We start from the raw sequence: 16,630 nt of genomic DNA, 5'->3' as shown, positions 1-16,630 counted from the left end.
GAGCCGTATGATGGGAAACTGTCACGTACGGTTCTTAGGGGGGAAGGGTTCCGAAAGGAACCTGACCTACCCGACACATAAGCCTTATCGGACATTGAATTCAAAAGCCCAACAATTGTTGGGCACAAATACTATGTATCCATAAAATCCAATTTACCCTCAAACGGTTGTGGTGATTGTCCTAAATCAATGACATAATCTCCAAAGCGCTTTATATGACCAGTCAAGTTGAACATCTTCAGAATCTATTATATAGCCTTCTCTTCCAAGCCCTCGTAAAATGGAAGTTATATCGACAACATTTTGGAAAATGACGGTATTGGAAACAAGCTCATTATACTTGATGATTTTTTCTTGCTGCTCTGGATCGTTATCAGATATAATTCCGTCGCCACCAAAACATAACCATCCCGAAAATCCATGGTACGCTTCTACTTTGTTGGTTTCACTAGTAATTTGTTGTCTTAACTCGATATCAGAAACATAACGAAGCAAGAAAAGCGTACAAATTGCTTTACCCAGTTCTCTAGAGGCTTGATATAACTTGTTTTTCCTGCTCTCATTTCCTAGCTTCCTCAGAATCATGGCAGAAGAAATTTTTCCGTTTTTTATCGAAAGCACTACTTGCATAAGATCAGCCCAATGTGCCTCAATGAGATCCCAATCGATTGTACCTTTGAATAATGAATCGATATGCTGATAAGTGGTCTCGGTTGTGGGCCGAAAAAAACTTCGATCTTTAATATTGCGGATTCTTGGCATAAGTTTAATACCTAAGAGATGTGCAAGTGCAAACACAGGATAGGATTGACCTTGTGTATCCGCATGAACTGTATCTGGTTGAACATCGGACTTATTTTGAAGAAGCACCTCAATGATATATACGGCTTCCCAAACACCACATGGAATGAAGTGACTGAAAAGAGCAATATAGTTATCGGCTATCAAATGAAATGCAATAGCCCCATAACCTCCGTATCGAATATGATACTCCGCCAATAGGTTTTGTTCATAAATATCATACATAGTTCCATCTACAGCAGCCTTTTTTCCTGTTCCCCATAACTTAGGCAAATCAAAATCCTTATGGTAGTGATTAATGATATCACGAGATGCTTGATTGAGCTTTTCTACTGTAACGTGCCTCTGATTTACATATGAAAGCATATCAGCTGTAGTAGCTCCTCTTATGTGACGTGCTGCTTGTGCAGGCCCTAAATTACATCCATAGGCAAACGTATTTAGAATATATCTTTCACGAGGATTATGTAGCTTTGGATCTGAACCCGACAAAGGACCGAAGTGTCGTGACCAACGAACCCAATGCTCTACATTACAAAGAATATCAATTACATTTCTTTCTGGCATCCGTTCTTTGATTAACCGTTCTAACTCCTTTGCCGCAACACTCGCTTCTGTTGCTTTATATCTCTTCAATATCAACTTGCCATTTTTATCAATGGAAAGGTTGTCGTTTCTAGGAAACTCTTTGTCAATTTGATGGGAGTAGGTCACCAACTTTTCCTTTAAACGAGTCACGAAATCGTGTGCTTTATCAGGTAGGTCTAGTTCTTTGCAGTAATCCGATATCAATGGTTTACATTCTTCCCAACTAATTAGCTGTTCTCGAAAGTCATCGAATGATTCGAAACCTGATACGCAAATATCGCCTGATTTTAACTCTGTCGCTATTTGTGAAAAAACACAGGCTTCCAGATGCCTTCGAGATATTTCCCAACCACCGACTCGTTTTTTTACACGAACTAATGATTTCCAATCTGCATTTAGAAAAGACAAATTTAAACTATCTGGTAACCAATCACTTTTCCGATGCCGATTTTCCTGGATAAATGTTAGCGCATCTATCAAAGCTGTATCCTGGCTTGTTGATTTGAAGTTAAGTAGATCTGCTAAACGAAACAAGGTAGCCCTGTAGCTTCGGAAGTGAGGGAGTATAAAGTGCAGGTAATTATTGCCGTGGGATGCAGAAACTGCTTCGCAATCTTCCAGCAATTGTTTAATGCTACCTCTTTCTTTTAAGGTACTTATTACTAGCTGGCTTGCTTGTTCTTCGTTATCATCCTGATCTAGAGCATGTAATACATCTTTAAAAACCATCACAAGGTGTTCCATTTTCTCTTGATGTTGTTCTTTCATGGTTTTTAAATCAGCTTTTGCTACATTATGTAAATTACCCATTCTTTTCATAAACATTTCTGTTATATGATCACGAGTTTTCATTTGAGCGTGATGTAATAAGGATATGACAAGAGTAATCCTTTTTGGTTCAGTGTAATCTCTCAACTCCTTAGCTTTTAAGGACTTCGCTTCAGCTGCGAAGTGTTTGATTTTAGCAACTGGGATCCCTTGTACATACGCTTTCATATCTCCAAAAGATTGCAACCAGATCAGGTGATCGATTAAGCTTCTCAAATTACCTAATGTTGGGTTTTTAGGGAGCTTTTTAAACCGATTGAAATTACTGAAATCGCTGTCTGCCTTCTTTATTAGAAGGTTATTCATTCGATAAGCGATCCAATGTGCTAAATGCAGGTAACTCCATACGAGAATGAATCATTTCATCAATGGTAGCATTGATAATATCAGCTGGATTATCCTTTACTAGAGCTACATCGGACATAATTTTTATGAGCTGTTTTCGATTAGCACTATTATAAGGAGAAACCTGCAAGAATTCTCTAATCGCTTTGTGATGTCGATATAAGGTTCTTTTGTTATCATATTTGGAGATAATATTTGCCTCCATGTTTAAGCAAGTTCGTATATGTGAAACCAATTGATCTGGAATATCTTCTAGTCTCGGAAAGTGCCCTAATCGCTGAAACACTTTTAGCAACAGAGTCATATTTAATATGTTCTCTGACCCACGGGCTTGTGCATAAATAAAGCTTAATTCTTGAGTAGTGGGTGTATTCACACTACGAAGATCATCATTCGAATATCTTTTCTTCAGTCTAGGGTAAGCTGTTCTCTCAATAGATGCCAATGATTCATTTCCCATTTACGCTATAATACGGCTAGGTCCATGCAATTTTCTCGACTTCTGTTTGCAAATCGGCTTGAGTAGCTTGAACATAGATCATAGTAGTGTCCAAGCTGTCATGACCCATAATTTGTGCCAATCGGTGTAGGGGAGTTCTTTCCGCCATTACATAACCAAAGCGATGACGGAGATCATGGGCACTAAACTCCAGCTTAGCGTATTTCATATACTTCTGAATGATATATCGTAAGCCCCGTTCTCCCAAGCGACCTCCTGTTTTTTCGGAGACGAAAAGAAACTCACTATTTTCTGGCAAAGTGGCTAGGTAGATCTCTAAGGCATTACGAATCGTTGCATTCAGAGGTACATCTCTATGTTTGTTTCGTTTCCCTATTACATGGAGATTACCGCTACGCTTTCCTAATTGAATATCTTTTAACGTTACATCGCAGACTTCCATCGAGCGTAAGCCCGTATGAAGCATGAGAAGAATTAACGTTTGATCTCGTAGGTTCCCGAACTTCTGCACAGCTCCTACTAGGGATGACTCATCCCAATCTGTCATACGCATGGGACTGGTCTTCTCTTCCTCCACCAACTTCACTGGTTTCGATACGTTTATAGATATAATCCCTTCTTGGGTTGCCCAAAAGAAAAATCGTTTTAACGTATTGAGTCGGCGATTAATCGTTGTGGGCTTTAACGAGATAACCGTTTGCATAAACTCCCGATAACGAATCATCATAGGAGTTGCAATTTTGGCTGGATCAAATAAAGTCTCTTGTTCCTGATGCTCATTCCAACTGGTTTCGATCCATTGAGCAAAGTGTCGAAGATCACTTGCATAGTGATTTAATGTTTTCGGATTTAAATCTTCTTTTGTTCGCAGATCAAAAATAAAACGCTGGATCCACTCTTCGGCTTGCCCAGAAATACGATGGGATGATGACATGATATACCTCCGTTAAAATTGACTTACCTTACAGGACATGATATTCTTATCTTATCTAAAGCCTTATCGGACATCAAGAGTATAAAAATCAAAATGTTATATCCGCTAATCTATGTTATCGGACATTGAAAGGGGAGACTATTCACATGGCAATTAATCGAGAAGACTTAGTTAAATTGTTTGATCTTCTTCCAGAAAATGCTCAACAGTCCATTTTTGATTATGCGCAGTTCCTATCTGCTCGTTATCCCAGGCATCCTAGCCCCAGTTGGGAAGAGATCGATAAAATGGAACCCGATGATGAACCACTGAGCGAAGAAGAAATTCGCCAGTTGAAAAGTAAGGCTGGATATGTCACGGGGGAGGAAGCAAAGCGTGAGTTCGGGCTACAAGTTGATCTACCGTAAAGATGCAGCCAAATTTCTAGCTAAGAATGAAAAAGCAATCCAGAAACGAATTGCAACTGGATTGCAGGGACTGCTTGAAAATCCTCCTATTGGTGATATCAAACCAATGAAAGGATATATCGGTCTTTATCGGTTAAGAATTGGGACCTATCGGATCCTTTTTGAAATAGATCAAACTGAAAAAATGGTATACATACGCACTATTGATTCACGGGGCGGAATCTATAAGTAATCAATCCAAAAGAAAGAAGATGCCTTCTTTGGAAGAAATCAGAAATCGTTACGACTATATGGAAAAGAAAGTTCATCACATCATGAAAGGTTCATTTTTTAGTAGGTATCAAGGATATTCATGGAAACATCTTCGAAAGGATCTCCTCGCAGGAACGATTGTAGGTATCATTTCCCTTCCACTGGCTATGTCTTTTGCCATTGCTTCTGGTGTGAAGCCTGAGTATGGGATTTATACTACGATTATAGCGGGTGTACTGATTTCACTGTTAGGTGGTTCGAGATTTCAAATTGGGGGTCCAACGGGGGCTTTTATTCCGATCCTCCTAGGAATTGTGCTCAATTATGGATATGAAAATTTATTGATCGCTGGCTTGATAGCAGGAATCATGCTGTGTTTGATGGGGATTTTTAAACTGGGCTCATTCATTAAATACATCCCACAACCGGTTATCATCGGATTTACTTCGGGAATTGCCGTTATTATCTTCACAGGACAAATTGCCGATTTTTTGGGTTTGACAGGAATGGAAAAGCATGAGCAATTTATCGCGAATATCACAGAAATCATCGTTCATCTTGGTTCGATTAACCCATATAGTGTCACTACTGCTGTGATCTGTTTGGTGGTTATCTTGCTTACAACAATGCTACTTCCCCGAGTACCAGGGTCATTAATCGGTTTGACTGTTTCCACCGCCATAGCAACGTTATTTTTTTCAGGTCATGTCCCTACGATCGGTACTATATTTGGTTCGATTCCGAGTACTCTTCCATCATTCCACATGCCTGATATTACATTAGAACGGATTCAAATGTTGTTGGCTCCTGCTTTTTTGATTGCCATCTTGGGTGGGATCGAGTCTCTCTTATCTGCTGTTGTTGCAGATGGGATGACCCACACAAAGCATAATAGTAATCGTGAGCTGTTTGGTCAGGGGATCGCAAACATCATCACACCTCTGGTCGGAGGAATCCCAGCCACCGGCGCAATTGCTCGGACAGCTACTAATATTAAAAGCGGAGCTACATCTCCAATCTCGGGAGTGACTCATGGATTGTTTGTTTTTTTGACGTTGCTATTACTGGCTCCTTACACTGCTCATATTCCACTAGCAAGTATGACTCCGATCTTAATGGTAGTTGCTTGGAATATGAGTGAACGAAAATATTTTATACAAGTGCTAAAAACAAAGACAGGCGATTCTCTTGTATTGCTGGCAACGTTCTTCCTCACTATTTTTACAAGCCTGACTACAGCGGTCGGCATCGGCCTTCTCTTGTCCGTTCTCCTGAGAAGACGTAAGCCCTCAAAAACTGATCTATAAAGCATCTTGGTACATCTCCATCAAGCTATGCTATAACTGAAGGTAAAAATCTAGGAGAATAAGGGCCCCACAGGTCAGCAGGCCTTCTTCTTTTGGTGTTAGCTCAGTATAAAACATATTCGAACAAAAGGGACTGTTATCCGTGGGAGATAAGAACGTCAATGATGCTAGAGAAATGTTTGTTCCTCACAAAGAAAATACACAAGGCGATCAACATCTAACGACAAAAGAAGAATTGATACAATTCGGGTTAAAATATCTCGAAGGGATTGGGTCTCCATCTATTTGCCAAGTTTGCATCCTGCACGGAGGTTCTTGTTGTACAGGTTGCTCTCATTTAAAACAAGGGGTAGGTTGTCAACAGCGAAACATTAGTTGCACAGCATGGTTATGTGGTTTTTTGAAATTTATTTTCCACGAAACAGGCCTTCTTAGCGAATGGGATTCCTTTTGGGAACAGATACCAGGAAAAGACTTTCGAAAAGATTCTACTCCTCCTGTTGTGGTCATTAATAAGTGGTTAGAAACTCCTAGTGTTCAGTTATTAGGCGAAGCATTCGCAAAAGATTTATCGAAGTTAATCATGGAAAGTAATCAATTTGATTATGTGATTAGGCTCCATGCCGATCTAGATTTCTATTTGGACAGATTGAATTACTATAAAAGTCCAGAGGCACTAGTAATATTAGAAACTGGATTAAAAGACCTAACAAAGGATTTTCACTATTTTCATTCCGCAAAAGAAAAAATGAACATCTGATAGGGGGTCCTCTCATAAAAACCGATGTTATAAAGGTAAATTTATAGCATCGGTGTCAATAGCATCAATAATCGACTATGGTTTCCATACAGTTGTAGATGAGTTTTGGAATAGTAAGAGTCGTATATATTCTGTATATATGGTATGATATACGTATCGTGGCGATTTCCGATTTCACCCAAATAAAGAAAGAAGTTGTCTTCCCGTCTCATGAACTGCACCCCAATTGTTGGACACAAAACCAACAGTTGGAGGTGCTTTTTCTATGACTAAATATTCTTTAGAGGTAAAATTGAATGCTATACAAGACTACCTCGACGGCGTCGAGTCATATGAAGGAATTGCGAAGAAACATCAAGTAAACCTTACTCTTTTAAAACAGTGGGTAAATAAGTATAAAAGGCATGGGGATGAAGCGTTTCAGATAGCCTATGAGGGGTAGAACCAGCAACTGAACGACGAAGTGCAATTTGCTCAAATAATGGAATTTGAAGCCCGCGATAATGGGCTGTCTTTTTGACAATCATATAAGCATATGTCTATATATTGATGAGGTGATAAATGATGTTAGATTGGGAAAAATTAGTCGAATGCCATAAAGCATTAGAGGCAGCCAACATTTTAACGAAAATAAACGCTAAGCCATCAAAAGTGATAGGCCTAGCGTTTTTTCTTACTCTAAGAGATGCTTGGGTGTTTCCGTCCAATCTGTTCATTTATCCTCAGCTTCCATCGCGTCGTTCTTTGTTTCATGAACAGTACCGAAAGGATGCTCAGGTGGCGCATAAATCGAGTAAAGTTTCAATGGTTTGTCTCCTGTATTAATTAGATTATGCCATTTACCCGCCGGTATCATAATGGCATAATCATCATAGACCTTAGCTTTAAAATTCAATTGATTCCTGCTATCCCCCATTAGAACCAAACCTTGCCCCTCTTCAATTCGTAAGAATTGATCCACGGCAGGGTGAACCTCTAATCCGATGTCATCCCCAACATTGATTCTCATCAGAGTAACTTGAAGATGATCTCCTGTCCATAAGGCAGTCCGAAATGTGTTATTTTGCTTGGCTGCCTTATTAATATCTACAACAAATGAATCTTTTCCATAATCTTGTAAATCAATCTTGTCTTGAGTGAAGGATAAAGTACGAAACAAATGAGCAAGATTTACCTTGCTGTTGCATGCTCTCCAGCATACATATTGAAGTGGTGAATGCTGAGTAAGTAAATACAGATTTCGGTATTTTTCGTAGGTCTTCTCTGCTATTCGTTGTGCCTTTTGTAAACCCTCTTTGTAGGTATTGAATGTAACTCTCTTAATTTCGTGCCTAGGCTGTCTTCTAGTAATATTTACATAGAATTCGGTAAGTTGACTCAGATGAAGTTTTGTATCTTCTAAAGCTTGAAGGATATTATTTTTATGATTTAGATCAGAGGAGTACTGAGCTAACCGGTTATAACAATCAATAGCAGTAGCCTCTCTTTGCATTACAGAAAATATGTTTTCTATATCGCCTGCGCAACTAGGATATCGACCATACATGCCAAGCTCATAAGACAATATGCCCACCTCTTCATACATAGTATATAGGGATTCACCCTATATACTATGTATTTCAATGTAGTTTGGATTGTTAATCATTTGGAAACTTGGAGCCGTCCTTCTTATTTGTGTCATTTTTCAAACACCCAGATTCTGGATCTATGTCAAGTTAGTGGACACAACCAAAAAGACAGATACAATAAAATCTGAAAGGTTGTGAACCCCCGATGAGCAAACCCTACACCCAAGAATTCAAGGATACAATCGTAGAGCTTTATCACAATGGGAAATCTGGAGCAGAAATAACACGCGAATATGGTATCAGCAGAGCAACAATCTATAAATGGGTAAACGATGCGAAAGAAATCTCAGTCGATCATCAGTCTGTTACTGTCTTGGAAGTAAAGCAGTTCCAAGCCCGCATTCGGCAACTCGAAATGGAGAACGATATTTTAAAAAAGGCTATGACCATATTCGCCAAGAGATAGGCCCTACCCAGCTTGCTTATTTCGTGAAAACCCAAGATCGATCCTATCCCCTCCGAACGGTTTGTGAAGTCCTAGGACTTCAAAGGAGTAGCTATTATTTCTGTACCTCTCCTCGTGAAGCAGGACGACTTCAACATGAAAATAAACAGCTTGAGCAAGAAGTCAAGCGTGTTTATCATGCGCAGAAAGGGATCTACGGCGCCCCTAAAATATATGCAGAGCTGAAGCGAACAAATGCTTTGCCATTCGCCTATAGTCTCAAGCGCATTCAACGTATCATGAGACGATTAGGACTTCGATCTGTGGTACTGAAGAAATATCGACCTTTCAGGTCGGATAGGAAAATCTATCAAGGCGGACAAGATTTGTTAAAACGGGATTTCCATTCATCCAGGCGAAACGAGAAGTGGGTAAGTGATATCACTTACGTCCACACATCCCGCAATGGTTGGTGTTATCTTGCTTCTATTATGGATCTAGCAACCAATAAAATTGTCGGCTGGCATTTCAGTAAAACGATGGACAAAGAATGTGTATTGCAAGCTCTCGATCATGCCATAGCAACTCAGAAACCAGCTAAGGGATGCATCCTTCATTCTGACCGGGGAAGCCAATATACCAGCAACAAATATCGTCACACAGTAAATACGAATGGCTTTAAGCAATCCTTCTCAGCCAAAGGATGTCCCTATGATAATGCTCCTATCGAAAGTTTTCATGCTATCTTCAAAAAGGAATTTGTCTACTTAACCACTCTGCATTCTTACGAGGATGCTATCGAATTTTTGAATTTATTGAGGGCCGTTATAATCGAAATCGTATTCACAGTGGGATTGGTTACAAAACCCCTCAACAAATGGAGGATTTCCTCCATTCACACATAGCCGTTTGATTGTCTATTATTTTCTGTCCACTAACTTGACATAGATCCAGTCAGATGACAGCTTAATCAAGTGAGGTGGTCTTGATTAAGAAATTTCTGTTTTGCCTTGCTCTTGTTACCCTTGTTGGTTTTAGTAATGTAAGCGGAGGAAAAGCCGCTAATCATAACACTCCACCCGACAATAGAACTACAGAGATGGATCATTCCAATTCTGATAAAGAAACCAAAGGATTTAAAAAAGCAGAGAATCCCACTTATAAAGTTGGAAGTCAAGCTATCATCAGAGCTGATCACATGAAAGGAATGAAAGGAGCAATTGCAACCATTGTAGGTGCGTATGATACGATTGCCTATATCGTTACATATACGCCCACCACTGGGGGAGAAAAAGTAAAAAATCATAAATGGGTCGTTCAGGAAGAGATCGAAAATGCAGGAAATATCCCTTTCAAACCACGAACAGAAGTGATTCTAAAAGCCGATCACCACAAAGGGATGAAGGGGGCAACTGCAATCATTGAATCAGGTGAAAAAACGACTGTATATATGATCGACTACACCCCTACTACTGGAGGAAAACGAGTAAAGAATCACAAGTGGGTAACGGAGAGTGAACTTAAAGCAATACAAAAGCCCTAATGACTACTCGTTCTCGAGGCACTAACCGCTCACTGTGTGGACAGTGAGCCATTTTTATTAGTAGAACGGACTTCTTTACCGTTAACAACTCAATTTTAATAAGTCATTCCATCCTTTACATACTGTAAGGGGGTATGGTATATTATCCTCAAAGTAAGGTGGTGAATTTGTCATGACAGAGGCTTCGGATCACATAGGCCCAACTGAAACTGGTTGTGTTAGTAATAGAAAAAGTCATCATTCAGAAAAAACCAAGCATAACTTAACGACTCGTTTAAATCGAATTGAGGGTCAAATTCGTGGTGTAAAAAACCTAATCGAAAAGGATACTTATTGTGACGATGTACTAAATCAAATCTCAGCCGTTCAGTCTGCATTAAATAGCGTAGGCAGAATACTTCTGGAAGCTCACATGAAGAGTTGTGTGATGGAGCGTTTGCAGGAAGGTGATACGGAAGTCATTGATGAGGTGATGACAACCATAAAAAAGTTGATGAAATAATAGGAGGAAACTCAGATGAAAAAGGAAGTATTGCATGTAGAAGGAATGTCCTGCAATCACTGTGTTAGATCCATTGAAGAAGCATTAAAGAAGGTCAATGTTCAAGCCAAAGTGGATCTTGCGAGTAGAACTGTATCCGTAGAATATGATGAAACTCAGATGAATCGAGAGCAGATTCAACAAATCATTGAAGATCAAGGATATAATGTCGTTTAATCCAAAACTAGGCGCAAAATTTTTTTGTCTTTTATATACCTATATAGGGTATATGTACATCCTTTTTAGAAGGGAGCATCCTTATGTCTACAAAACAAATTGTTTTACAGATTAGTGGTATGACATGCGCCGCTTGTGCCAACCGGATTGAAAAGGGATTAAGCAAAATCGATGGAGTCGTCGAAGCTAATGTTAACTTTGCCTTAGAGCAAGTAACCGTTTCTTATGATCCGGATCAAACGAATATTCATGAGCTTGAAGAAAAAATTGTATCATTAGGATATCAAATCGTTAAAGAGACTGTCGAGTTCCAGCTAGTTGGGATGACATGTGCAGCATGTGCAAATCGAATTGAAAAAGGGTTAAGTCGTTTACCAGGGGTTATCCAAGCGACAGTGAACTTTACTCTTGAAACAGCCAGAGTAGAGTACACTACTGGCCAAGTGACTTCGGCAGATATGATTCAAAAAGTGGAGCAACTTGGCTATCAGACCCTGATGAAACAAGATCAATTAAATCCATCCGATTCTAGAAGAAATGAAATTCAGAAACAACAACGAAAGTTGATACTCTCAGTAGTTCTTACTCTCCCACTTTTATGGGCGATGGTGAGTCATTTCTCCTTTACTTCGTGGATTTGGCTTCCTGATCTTTTTATGAACCCATGGTTCCAACTGGCATTAGCTACTCCTGTCCAATTCATCATAGGAGGGCATTTCTATGTGGGTGCTTATAGAGCACTTCGCAACAAAAGTGCCAACATGGATGTGTTGGTTGCTTTAGGTACATCAGCTGCCTACTTTTACAGTCTTTATATAACGATTACCTCTTTGAGTCGCCAAGAGGGACATTCCATGGAACTGTACTACGAAACGAGTGCGATTTTGATTACCCTGATTATCCTTGGGAAGCTACTTGAAGCTCGTGCCAAAGGACGTTCTTCAGAAGCCATCCAAAAGCTCGTGGGGCTTCAAGCCAAATCAGCACTTGTCATTCGAGATGGACAGGAAGAATCGATCCCAATTGAACAAGTGAAGATCGGAGACTACCTCCTAGTGAAACCAGGTGAAAAAATTCCTGTGGATGGAGAAGTTGCGGAAGGTAGTTCTGCCGTGGATGAGTCCATGTTGACAGGAGAAAGCATCCCGATTGAAAAACGAGTAGGAGATCCCGTCATTGGAGCTACTTTAAATAAAAATGGACGACTCATCATCAAGGCGACTCGAATTGGAAAAGAGACAGCTCTCGCTCAAATTATTAAAGTGGTGGAGGAAGCACAAGGTTCTAAAGCCCCTATTCAACGAATTGCCGATCGTATCTCCGGTGTATTTGTTCCGATTGTAGTAGGTATTGCGATCATTACTTTTTTTATCTGGTTCTTCGTGATCGAGACGGGTCAGTTTGCCCGTGCACTCGAAAAAGCCATTGCAGTTCTCGTCATTGCTTGCCCTTGTGCACTTGGACTCGCAACTCCGACTTCCATTATGGCAGGTTCGGGGCGTGCGGCTGAACTTGGCATCTTGTTTAAAGGTGGTGAACATCTCGAATCAACCCAACAGATTGATACGATTGTTTTAGATAAAACAGGAACGATTACGCAAGGAAAGCCTCAATTAACAGATGTTCTATTGGCTGATGGGATGAATGAACCATTATTTTTTGAGTGGGTCGGGGCGACTGAAAAAAACTCAGAACATCCCCTAGCAGAAGCGATTGTGGAAGGAATTCAAAACAAAGGAATCACACTACCGGAAGTCGATGAGTTTGAAGCAATCCCGGGCTATGGTGTTCGTTCCAATATGCATGGTAAACACATCCTAATCGGAACAAGAAAGCTCATGATTCAACACCAAGTCAACATAGAATGGATTAAACACTCCATGTCCGAGTTAGAGATATCTGGGAAAACAGCCATGTTAGTGGCGGTTGATGGTCAATTTGCAGGGCTTTTAGCTGTTGCAGATACTGTGAAAGAAACATCCAAAGAAGCCATTCATCGTCTGAAAGAACTAGGCCTCAAAGTCATCATGATTACAGGAGACAATGAGCGTACCGCCCAAGCGATTGGTTATGAAGTAGGAGTCCACCAAGTCTTAGCAGAGATCTTGCCCGAAGGCAAAGCAGAAGAAATTAAAAAATTACAGAGGGAAGGCAAGAAAGTAGCGATGGTAGGTGATGGAATCAATGATGCCCCTGCTCTTGCCACTGCAAACATCGGGATGGCGATTGGAACTGGAACAGATGTAGCGATGGAAGCCGCTGATGTGACTTTGATTCAAGGGGATTTAAACCGAATTACTGATGCTATACTCTTGAGCAGGAAGACCATGAGAAATATAAAACAAAACTTGTTTTGGGCACTTGCCTATAACGTAGTAGGAATTCCTGTTGCTGCATTAGGATTACTAGCGCCTTGGTTAGCAGGGGCAGCGATGGCTTTTAGTTCTGTTTCCGTTGTATTAAATGCACTACGTCTTCAACGAGTAAAAATCTAGCTTTATGAAAATAAGGAGAGGTGATTCGAATGAAAACGAAAACCGTGCTAGGAATGATCGTTTTGAGTGGGGCTTTGATTTTATCGGGGTGTAATACGAATGAAATCAAGGGAAAGAATGAACATGGAAATCATCAAGCCAATCAAGACCAACCAAAAGTAGAGGAAAAGGTTCATCTGGAGTGGTCTTTTAATCAATCTCCTACTGCTAATCAAGAGGAGAAACTTACGATTCAAGTCAACGACCACAGTGGGAAACCCATTCAAGATTTTAAAATGAATCATGAAAGGAAAATGCATCTCATTGTGGTGAGTGAAGATTTAGCTACATTCGAGCATATACATCCTGAATTCAAGGGACAAGGACGATTTGAAGTAATAGTACCATTCGCTTCAGCTGGAAAATATAAAATGTTTGCTGATTTTATTCCTGAAAATGGGACACAGACCGTTCAAACCCATTGGACAGAGGTTGGAGGAGAGAAACAAGCAAAACAACCTTTACAGCCAGACTCTAATCTTACCAAGATAGTAGATGGGAAAGAAATAACTCTTTCTTTCGATAAACAAGCGAAAGTAAACGAAGAAGTCATGCTCAACTTCCAATTCAAAGATGCTATATCAAAAAAGCCAGTTACAGATCTAGAGCCTTATCTAGGAGCCGTTGGTCATGTCGTGATTATCAGTGAAGATACAGAGAAATACCTCCATGTTCATCCGATGGATGAAGCAGCCAAAGGTCCTGATGCAAAGTTTCATACCACATTCCCAGTGAAAGGGAACTATAAAATCTGGGGGCAATTTCAACGAAATGGGAAAGTATTTACCGTTCCGTTTGTGGTGAAAGTATCCTAATGGTTGATCTAACACAAGTACGTACACACTTACTTATTTGTAACGGGAAGACTTGCTTACGAAATGGTGGAAGCTACTTCGCTTCCACCATTCGTCAAGAGATTGATAGACAGGGACTTACCGAACAAATCCACACTACACTCACGAAATGCAACGGGCAGTGCCAACAGGGGCCTATTGTAATTGAGTACCCTCAAGGAAATTGGTACGGATTGGTACGACCCGGGTTGGCCACAAAACTGATCCAAGCTATTCAAGAAGGTTATATTTTAGAAGAGTATCTTATTCACACTTTAGAAGAAATAAAGCAGTGAAAGAAGCTGCCTTTAAGATAACTCAAGTCGCTTTTTCATTTAGGTTTTGATTGATCGACGTTCCTCCCTCCACCCTAAGGAATGAGATTCCTTGTCCCATCTAAGCATCGTCCAGCTATCGTAAATCGTCTAGCACGTATTGAAAGACATGTACGTGGTATCAAAGAAATGACACAACAAGATCGTGATTGTGGAGATCTACTTATTCAGATTGCGGCTGTACGAAATGCGTTAGATAACGCAGGGAAACTAATTTTACAGGACCGTATCGAAGGTTGTGTAGTAGAAGCCGTTCGTGCTGGAGATGAAGAAAAGGTATTGGAGGATCTACAAGATGCCCTCAACAAATTCATTAGGTAACTATTCTTCAAACTGGCAGAAGCTATGTCTTGTTTTATCTCTCGCTTGGCCAGCTATTATAGAAAATTCACTTCAAACATTAGTTGGCTTTGTAGATACACTATTCGTTTCAAAGCTAGGACTTATAGAGGTTTCAGCCATAGGGATTACACAAACGATTCTACAAGTATACTTTGCTGTATTCATGGCGATTGGAGTGGGAAGTACCTCTCTAATTGCCAAAGCGATTGGGGCAAATGACATTCAAAAAGCTCAAACAGTTGCGAAGCAATCTGTTCTATTAAGCGTTTGGATCGGAGTTATATTTGGAATCGTAACTTTATTTGTAGCGGAACCCCTTTTGCGAGCATTTGGAGCTGAATCTTCTGTCTTAGAGCAAGGAGTGATCTATTTGCGTTTTGTAGCTGTTCCATCTATTGTCATTTCTTTAATGTTTGGCTTAGGAAGCCTTCTTCGAGGAGCAGGAGATACCGTTTCGCCTATGAAAGCTGGTATTTGGATGAATGTAATTCACCTTGTCTTGGATTATATATTCATTTTTGGCCTCGGCCCTATACCAGAATTAGGTGTTACTGGTGCGGCTATCGCAACTGTTTTGAGTCGTATAGTAGGAATAATCCTTTTGTGGAAGCATCTCCAAAAAAGCAAAACGAATATCGGGAAAGGATGGTCAAAAGGTTGGAAATCTGACCGGTCTATTCTTAAAACCATCGCCCATATAAGTACGCCTGCGGCTATCGAACGTTTAATTATGCGATTTGGGCAGGTACTCTATTTCGGAGTCATTCTTTCCCTAGGAACATACACATTCGCTGCGCATCAAATTGCGGGAAATATTGAATCATTCTCGTACTTACCAGGATACGGATTCGCCATAGCGGTTGCCACATTAGTGGGGCAAAGTTTAGGTGCTAAAAAAATAAAAGATGCTTGGCAATATGGTTGGATTGCAACTGGGATATGTGCGGTCATTATGGGCTTATTAGGTATATTTGAGTTTTTTGGTGGAGGGTGGTGTGCACAGTTTTTCACTACAGACACTAGTGTGATCCAGCAGGTTGAATTGGCACTTAAAATTGATGCTTTTAAGGAAATTCCGTTAGCGATTGTATTAGTTTTAACAGGGGCGCTGAATGGAGCCGGAGATACAAAAGGCCCCATGATCTCAACTACAATTGGTATATGGGTAGTCCGATTTGTTGGTGTGTATGTCCTGGCAATATGGCTAGGTTGGGGATTACCAGGAGTATGGGTTGCCATTCTATTAGATAATGTATTGAGAGCTATTTTCCTCGGCTTGAGATTTAGTTTAACTAGGCTATCTAAGACATAAGAAGTTTTGATTTGTCTATTTGCATATTGCTTTTGGTTGCCATACCCCATTTAGCTTATGATCCCAGATAGTCTTGTAGATTCTTGAAGAGCCGTATGCGGTGAAAGTCGCACGTACGGTTCGGGAAGGGGGAGTTGATGCACCTCTGGTGCTTGGCTCCCTACTTCACCTGTGACCAAGCCTTGTAGCAAGGGTTAATCAAAAATGAATAACCCTTGTTTTTATGTCCGATAAGGCTTATGTGTCGGGTAGGTCAGGTTCCTTTCGGAACCCTTCCCCCCTAAGAACCGTACGTGACAGTTTCCCATCATACGGCTC

At 40.3% G+C, this 16,630-nt stretch carries 16 protein-coding genes and 2 pseudogenes; 15 read left to right on the top strand and 3 right to left on the bottom strand.

Annotated elements, in window-relative coordinates; genetic code table 11:
- Nucleotides 1–131 precede the first annotated feature (131 nt).
- A pseudogene (locus tag EDD57_RS13310) lies at nt 132–3,007 on the bottom strand (Tn3 family transposase).
- A 31-nt stretch (nt 3,008–3,038) separates the two neighbouring features.
- Nucleotides 3,039–3,956, bottom strand: a complete 918-nt coding sequence (locus EDD57_RS13305) for a tyrosine-type recombinase/integrase (protein WP_131849904.1) — start codon at nt 3,954–3,956, stop codon at nt 3,039–3,041.
- 146 nt (nt 3,957–4,102) lie between these two features.
- Here EDD57_RS13305 and EDD57_RS13300 point away from each other — a divergent pair, with 146 nt between their 5' ends.
- From EDD57_RS13300 to EDD57_RS13280, 5 genes and pseudogenes are all read left to right on the top strand, one after another.
- Nucleotides 4,103–4,363, top strand: a complete 261-nt coding sequence (locus tag EDD57_RS13300) for a hypothetical protein (protein ID WP_131849903.1) — start codon at nt 4,103–4,105, stop codon at nt 4,361–4,363.
- Nucleotides 4,332–4,595, top strand: coding sequence for a type II toxin-antitoxin system RelE family toxin (locus EDD57_RS13295; protein WP_131849902.1), 264 nt, complete (start codon nt 4,332–4,334; stop codon nt 4,593–4,595). The genes EDD57_RS13300 and EDD57_RS13295 overlap by 32 nt, the downstream gene beginning before the upstream one ends.
- An 82-nt stretch (nt 4,596–4,677) precedes the next feature.
- A pseudogene (locus tag EDD57_RS13290) lies at nt 4,678–5,907 on the top strand (SulP family inorganic anion transporter); the annotation flags it as partial.
- Between the two features lie 157 nt (nt 5,908–6,064).
- Nucleotides 6,065–6,682: a hypothetical protein gene (locus tag EDD57_RS13285; protein WP_131849901.1), complete on the top strand. Its 618-nt coding sequence runs from the start codon at nt 6,065–6,067 to the stop codon at nt 6,680–6,682.
- Nucleotides 6,683–6,947: 265 nt separating this feature from the next.
- Nucleotides 6,948–7,124 (top strand): transposase, encoded by a 177-nt coding sequence (locus tag EDD57_RS13280; protein WP_131849900.1) that lies wholly within the window; start codon nt 6,948–6,950, stop codon nt 7,122–7,124.
- 270 nt (nt 7,125–7,394) lie between these two features.
- On the opposite strand, the gene EDD57_RS13275 is transcribed toward EDD57_RS13280, so the two are convergent.
- A complete protein-coding gene (locus EDD57_RS13275) occupies nt 7,395–8,246 on the bottom strand; it encodes a cupin domain-containing protein (protein WP_243649560.1) in 852 nt (283 codons plus the stop codon).
- A gap of 209 nt (nt 8,247–8,455) precedes the next feature.
- On the opposite strand from EDD57_RS13275, the gene EDD57_RS13270 reads away from it, so the two are divergent.
- The 10 genes from EDD57_RS13270 (at nt 8,456) to EDD57_RS13225 (ending at nt 16,312) form a co-directional block, all read left to right on the top strand.
- A complete protein-coding gene (locus tag EDD57_RS13270) occupies nt 8,456–8,716 on the top strand; it encodes a transposase (protein WP_131849898.1) in 261 nt (86 codons plus the stop codon).
- On the top strand, nt 8,701–9,600 hold the full coding sequence (locus tag EDD57_RS13265) for an IS3 family transposase (protein ID WP_243649562.1): 900 nt from the start codon (nt 8,701–8,703) through the stop codon (nt 9,598–9,600). The genes EDD57_RS13270 and EDD57_RS13265 overlap by 16 nt, the downstream gene beginning before the upstream one ends.
- A gap of 83 nt (nt 9,601–9,683) precedes the next feature.
- The gene (locus tag EDD57_RS13260; protein ID WP_243649561.1) at nt 9,684–10,238 is read left to right on the top strand and encodes a YdhK family protein; all 555 of its coding nucleotides are present in this window, start codon (nt 9,684–9,686) and stop codon (nt 10,236–10,238) included.
- 172 nt (nt 10,239–10,410) lie between these two features.
- Complete coding sequence (locus EDD57_RS13255; protein ID WP_131849896.1) at nt 10,411–10,740, top strand: metal-sensitive transcriptional regulator; 330 nt, start codon at nt 10,411–10,413, stop codon at nt 10,738–10,740.
- Between the two features lie 15 nt (nt 10,741–10,755).
- Complete coding sequence (locus EDD57_RS13250) at nt 10,756–10,956, top strand: cation transporter (protein WP_131849895.1); 201 nt, start codon at nt 10,756–10,758, stop codon at nt 10,954–10,956.
- 83 nt (nt 10,957–11,039) lie between these two features.
- On the top strand, nt 11,040–13,451 hold the full coding sequence (locus EDD57_RS13245; protein WP_131849894.1) for a heavy metal translocating P-type ATPase: 2,412 nt from the start codon (nt 11,040–11,042) through the stop codon (nt 13,449–13,451).
- 29 nt (nt 13,452–13,480) lie between these two features.
- Nucleotides 13,481–14,305 (top strand): hypothetical protein, encoded by an 825-nt coding sequence (locus EDD57_RS13240; RefSeq protein ID WP_131849893.1) that lies wholly within the window; start codon nt 13,481–13,483, stop codon nt 14,303–14,305.
- A complete protein-coding gene (locus EDD57_RS13235) occupies nt 14,305–14,619 on the top strand; it encodes a (2Fe-2S) ferredoxin domain-containing protein (protein ID WP_131849892.1) in 315 nt (104 codons plus the stop codon). Before EDD57_RS13240 ends, EDD57_RS13235 begins: the two co-directional genes overlap by 1 nt.
- 168 nt (nt 14,620–14,787) lie before the next feature.
- Nucleotides 14,788–14,979 (top strand): metal-sensing transcriptional repressor, encoded by a 192-nt coding sequence (locus tag EDD57_RS13230; RefSeq protein WP_243649559.1) that lies wholly within the window; start codon nt 14,788–14,790, stop codon nt 14,977–14,979.
- Nucleotides 14,954–16,312, top strand: a complete 1,359-nt coding sequence (locus EDD57_RS13225) for an MATE family efflux transporter (protein ID WP_131849890.1) — start codon at nt 14,954–14,956, stop codon at nt 16,310–16,312. The genes EDD57_RS13230 and EDD57_RS13225 overlap by 26 nt, the downstream gene beginning before the upstream one ends.
- Nucleotides 16,313–16,630 lie beyond the last annotated feature (318 nt).

Source organism: Baia soyae, assembly GCF_004341445.1.
Lineage (GTDB): Bacteria > Bacillota > Bacilli > Thermoactinomycetales > Thermoactinomycetaceae > Baia > Baia soyae.
This window is presented reverse-complemented; position numbering and strand designations above follow the sequence as displayed.